Annotated in this window: 1 protein-coding gene; it reads left to right on the top strand. The window is 66.8% G+C overall.

The genetic code is table 11. The annotated features are described in order from the left end of the window. On the top strand, positions 1 to 770 hold a 770-nt coding region (locus tag GIW79_RS29545; protein WP_236477481.1), incomplete at both ends, for a lipocalin-like domain-containing protein.

The raw sequence follows: 770 nt of genomic DNA, 5'->3' as shown, positions 1-770 counted from the left end.
TTGAAGGCCGGCCCCGTCCAACCGGGCTGGCGCGATTCAACCGTGTGGCTCGGCCACGCCGCCGTCACCTCCGCCACCCGCCACTACGCCGCCGAACGCCTGGCCCGGGGTGGCGTCGGCCAGGCGGGGGCTCAGGCAGAGCCGTTCAACGCCTGGATCGACGACTGGAACTTCGCCACCCGCCCCGGCGCCGCCAGCCCCCTGGCTGACATGCAACTCAAGGCCAGTGGCGCGCAATTTGCCTACGACCTGCACCTGACTTCCAGCCGCCCGCTGGTGCTGCAAGGCGACCATGGCTACAGCCGCAAATCCGACCAGGGCCAGGCGTCGTACTACTACAGCCAGCCGTTTTTCACCGCCAGCGGCAGCGTCAACCTCGACGGCCACACCTACCAGGTCAGCGGCCCAGCCTGGCTCGACCGCGAATGGAGCAGCCAACCCCTTGCCGCCAGCCAGACCGGCTGGGACTGGTTCTCCCTGCATCTGGACCGCGGCGCGCAGCTGATGCTGTTTCGCGTGCGGCAGAAAGACAGCGACGGTTACCTCACCGGCACCTGGATCGACGCCCAGGGCCACACCGAGACCTTGCACAACAGCGATATCCAACTCACACCGCTGACCACCACGGCCATCGACGGGCGCAACATTCCCATACGCTGGTCGCTGAAAATTCCCGGCAAACAGCTGGACATCACCACCGAGGCCGTCAACCCGAAGGCGTGGATGGACCTGGGTATTCCGTACTGGGAAGGGCCGGTGCGGTTTGAGGG

The sequence above is a fragment of the Pseudomonas sp. PA-7-1E genome, from assembly GCF_021605325.1.
GTDB lineage: Bacteria > Pseudomonadota > Gammaproteobacteria > Pseudomonadales > Pseudomonadaceae > Aquipseudomonas > Aquipseudomonas fluorescens_BV.
Note: the sequence above shows the minus strand (reverse complement) of the source record. Positions and strands in the feature narration are given on the sequence as shown.